Consider the following 4,441-nt stretch of genomic DNA (forward strand, 5'->3'; position numbering starts at 1 on the left):
TCACTCCACCATGCCCCGCTCCTGATCACCCCAACCCCTGCCCCCCCCCCCCACCCCCCCCCCCCCCCCCCCCCCACCCCCCCCACCACAGCCAGAGAGACCCCCCCCGCCCTCCCCCCCCCCCCGGGGGCGCTGCTGCTGGCGCACGGGGCGCTGGGGCTGGCCTACGAGGTGGTACGCCCCCGCGACTGAGGACGGCGGACCGTCCCGGGACGGTCCCGGCCGTCCACCGGGGGCCTACTCGTCGTCCTCGTCGTCCAGCCGGGCCAGCCACGTGGCGAGCCGCTCCACCGGGACCTCGAAGTCGGGGTTCAGGTCGACGAACGTCCGCAGCTGCTCGGCGAGCCACTCGAAGGTGATCTCCTCCTCGCCGCGCCGCTTCTCCAGTTCTTCGATGCCTCGGTCGGTGAAGTACATGGAAGGTGCTCCGTGGTCAGTACAGGGGTAGGGCCGCTCCCGTGCGGGAAGAACCCTCTCCTTGCGGGAGGAGGAGGTGTCGTCTCCCGTCCGGGAAGTCACGACAGGGACAGGAAAAGGATAGGCGCAGGGAGCGTGCCGCCCGCGGGCGGCGGTGCCACGGGGAACGGGGGAGCGGCATGGGGCAGGAACCGACGCGGGTGGCACGGATCGTGCTGCCGGACGGCACACCCGTCTGGGCCCGGATATCGGGGGCCGGAGAACTGGCCGCGCCGCCGGGGGAGCTGTCGTACACGGACACCGGATTCACCGAACGGGTGGAGGCGAGCGTCGAGAGCCTGCACTCGCTCGTCACCGGAGTCGCGCGGTCGCTGGCCGGTCCGCTGCGCGCGGTGCGGCCGGACGAGGTGAGCGTCGAGTTCGGGATCGAGCTGACGGCGAAGGCCGGGAAGGTGGTGGGACTGCTCGCGGACGGCGAGGCCAAGGCCGGCATCACGGTCACCCTGACCTGGAACGGCGGCGGACCGCCGGACCCGCAGGCGACCGGCCCGGCCGCCGGAGCGGCCTCCGGCCCGGCCGGTGGAGATCCGGGCGCCGGTACCGGCGGGGGCGCATCCACCGGCGCCCCGGTGCACGGGGGCGCCAACGGCGCCGCGCCCGGTGACGGGTCATGACGGAGCGGTACGACGGGGGCGCACCAGGTGGATTCGATGCTGCGCACCATGCCCTTCGTGAACTCGTCATGGCGGCCACCGTGCGCATTCATCGCACAGGTGTCGGGTATGCCCCCGACGAGCCCGGCACGTTCCTCGGCAGCGGCTTCTTCATCGCGCCGAACTGGGTTCTGACCTGCGCACACGTGATCCATGGCGGGGAAGGGGGCGAGGTCACCGTGGTCTACGAGCCCGGACCGTACGCCGACCCCCGCACCGTGCGCGGCCGCGTCGCGGTGACCCTGCCGGAGCACATCGACGGTCTCGTCCCGGGCAGCTGGCCCGCCCCGGACCTGGCCCTCGTACGGCTGCGCGAGCCCGTCGACCACGACTGCGTGTACGTCTCCGAGCGGCCCGCCCCGCACTACGGCGAGGGCCGTGTGTTCTACGCGGGCTGGACCACGAACCGAGGCCAGCTGCAGATCCTGGACGGGTTCCTCACCGTTCAGGGAACGATCGGCGGCTGGTCGGCGGGAGTGCAGATGAGGCTCGGGCAGAACGATCTGCCGCCCGGTGTCTCGGGCGGACCCGTGATCGACCCGGTGCGCGGCGAGGTCGTCGGAGTGCTGAAGTCGCGCGCCGACCACGGAACGGGCGGCACGTCCACCGGAATCGAGCGGCTGCGCACACTCCGGGTGCCGCAGTCCCCGGCGCGCGGCGAGCACCACGACGTGTACCAGGCCGTCTTCCACGCCCATGACCGCTACCACCGCGACCGGCAGCAGCCCTCCGACTCCCGGCGCCCCACCTGGGCCGACCTGCAGGGCGAGCTGCGCGCCCGGCCGGGCCGCACGCTCAGCCCGGACGAGCGCGGCGAGTTGCTCGGCCGACTCGCCGACCTGCCCCCGCCGGACAGCACCCGCGCGCTGCTCGACATCCTCGACTCCCTGCCGAACTTCCGGCTCCCGCCCCTGGCACCCGCCCCACGCGGCTGGCGGGACGGCCTCGGCGTGCTCTACGAGAACGCGCGGCAGGACGGCGCCCTCAGACTCGTCCTCGACTACGCGATGGAGGTCATGACCGCCGAGCGTCCGCCGGCGCCCAGCGCTCTCGCCGCCGAACAGGCACTCTGGGCCTGGATCAAACAGGCCGCGACGGGTCTCGACAGCGGATACCGCAACGGACTCGCCCGCCGGCGCGCCGAGTGGCTGGGCCGGCGTCAGCGTCCCCGCCCCGGACGGGAACCGGCCGACCACCGCACCGTGGAGGCGACGGAGGCGGCGGGTGAGCGTGCGCGGGCACACCCGCGCGAGACCGCGCGCGGACAGTCCGTCCTCCTGGAAGTGCTGCGCCGCGGCTGGGAGCCCGACCGCTGTGACTGGTCGATCTCCGTGGCTCACCCCGACGGCGGGATGACCCGGCTGTACGAGGCGGAGCGCACCCCGCTCAACGACCTGGAGGCGCATGTCGCAGAGCCCCTGGGCGAGGCCTTCCGCCGCTGCGACGAACCCGGGCGGCCCGTCCCGCTGCACGCGGCGCTGCCGCACCTGCTGCTCGGGATGGCCGTCGACGACTGGCGGCCGGGGCCCGGCGCGGACCGGCTGGGCACCCAGCGGCCGGTCGTGGTGCGCTGCTCCGACCGCGACCAGTTGCCGGACGAAGCGCAGGACGGGTCGCCGGGGCCCATGCCGGATCCGCTGCCGGACCCGCCCCCCCGACACCGCGGCCGGGGCCGCGCGCGGGGGGCCGCCGCCGCGCGCGCCGCGCCCGCCCGCGCCGGGGGGGCGGGCCGCCGGGCGGGCCCCCACGGCCGAGGACGAGGACTTCGACCGCCGGGACCGCTGGCACCGGCTGCATGCGCAGCACGCGCACGCCCAGGCCGAGATCCTGGACTGCGACGACGGGGTGCGCAGACCCGTACCCGGCGTGGCGGCCCTGCGGGGCCTCGCCCCGCGCACCGTACCGGTGCTGTGCCGCCAGGGCGACCAGCGCTACGAGGACGACGCCACCGCGCTCGGCCGGATCGCGCGGGCCGGATACGGCGTGGTGCTGTGGCGCCGCTGGCGGCGTCAACCGGACTCCGTCTGCGGGGAGTTCCACCGTGGCGTCAAGATGTCCATCGACGACGGGGACGGCGCCGAGTCCCTTCCCGATCTGGTGCACGGACTGCGCCGGATGGTGGGCGAGGGGCGCACGGAGGCCTTCTGGGCCGACGGGATAGCCCTGATGTACGACGATCCGTACCGGCCCCTGCCCGGAACAGGCGATCTGCTGGAGGCCCCGTGACGCAATGCGCCCCATGCCCTCTCCGGCCTCTTACCAGGTGTCCTGTAGGTCGATACGGTGATGCACGTTCGACGGCTGCCGTGGTGGACGAGTGACGACGAGGACCGGACCATGACCGAATCCAGCGAGTGGCTCATCTACCGAGGCGCAGGCGAACCCCACGACGGAATGAGCAGGCTGCCTCCCCCGCCGCCCTGGCGGGACTTCGCGGGCCGGGACGCGGCGCAGGACGGCGACGGCTCCCGGGACCGCCGGCTCGGCGCGCACCGGCATCTCGCGGAACTCCACCGCCCCGGTGCCGAGGAACTCGAGATGATCAACGCGGCGCTGTATCTGCGGCGCCCCCTGCTCGTCACCGGCAGCCCCGGCGCGGGCAAGAGCACCCTGGCCCATTCGGTGGCGTACGAACTGGGCCTGGGCGACGTGCTGCGCTGGTCCATCGTCAGCCGCTCCACCCTCCAGGACGGCCTCTACCACTACGACGCCATCGCCCGGCTCCAGGACGTCCAGATCGCGACACAGGGCGGGTACGGCGGAGCGGCGGGCAGTCCCGGTGCCGTGGAGGCCATCGGCAGTTACATCCGGCTCGGCCCGCTCGGCACGGCGCTGCTGCCCTCCGACACACCCCGCGTGCTGCTCATCGACGAACTCGACAAGAGCGACATCGACCTGCCCAACGACCTGCTGAACGTCCTGGAGGAGGGCGAGTTCGAGATACCCGAGCTGCAGCGGCTCGCCGACCGGCTGCCCGACGGCGAGGCCGAGGTGCTCACCGCCGACGGCACCAAGGTCCGGGTGCGCGACGGCCGGGTGCGCTGCCACGCCTTCCCGTTCGTGGTCCTGACCAGCAACGGGGAGCGGGACTTCCCCGCCCCGCTGATGCGCCGCTGCATCCACCTGGAACTGGGGCGCCCCGACCACAACCGGCTCGCGACCTTCGTACGCGCCCACCTCGGCGACGAGGCGGCACGCTCGGGCGACGACCTCATCACCCGCTTCCTGGAGCGCTCGCGCAGTGAACTCCTCGCCACCGACCAGCTGTTGAACGCGATCTACCTCACCGACGCGGCGGCCCCGCCCAGCCG

At 73.9% G+C, this 4,441-nt stretch carries 4 protein-coding genes and 1 pseudogene; 4 read left to right on the plus strand and 1 reads right to left on the minus strand.

Features of this window, described 5'->3' with window-relative positions:
- Nucleotides 1-237: 237 nt before the first annotated feature.
- Complete coding sequence (locus ACFW2E_RS42250; protein ID WP_028420339.1) at nt 238-417, minus strand: DUF6104 family protein; 180 nt, start codon at nt 415-417, stop codon at nt 238-240.
- A 179-nt stretch (nt 418-596) separates the two neighbouring features.
- On the opposite strand from ACFW2E_RS42250, the gene ACFW2E_RS42255 reads away from it, so the two are divergent.
- The 4 genes and pseudogenes from ACFW2E_RS42255 to ACFW2E_RS42270 all read left to right on the plus strand — a co-directional run.
- Nucleotides 597-1,091, plus strand: a complete 495-nt coding sequence (locus ACFW2E_RS42255) for a CU044_2847 family protein (RefSeq protein ID WP_384476096.1) — start codon at nt 597-599, stop codon at nt 1,089-1,091.
- A 68-nt stretch (nt 1,092-1,159) separates the two neighbouring features.
- Nucleotides 1,160-1,666, plus strand: a pseudogene (locus tag ACFW2E_RS42260) (serine protease); the annotation flags it as partial.
- Between the two features lie 868 nt (nt 1,667-2,534).
- On the plus strand, nt 2,535-3,356 hold the full coding sequence (locus ACFW2E_RS42265) for a hypothetical protein (RefSeq protein ID WP_384476101.1): 822 nt from the start codon (nt 2,535-2,537) through the stop codon (nt 3,354-3,356).
- Nucleotides 3,357-3,467: 111 nt separating this feature from the next.
- Nucleotides 3,468-4,441 (plus strand): AAA family ATPase (locus ACFW2E_RS42270; protein ID WP_384476099.1); only part of this gene is annotated, 974 nt, incomplete at its 3' end.

The organism is Streptomyces sp. NPDC058964 (genome assembly GCF_042741275.1).
Taxonomy (GTDB): Bacteria; Actinomycetota; Actinomycetes; order Streptomycetales; family Streptomycetaceae; genus Streptomyces.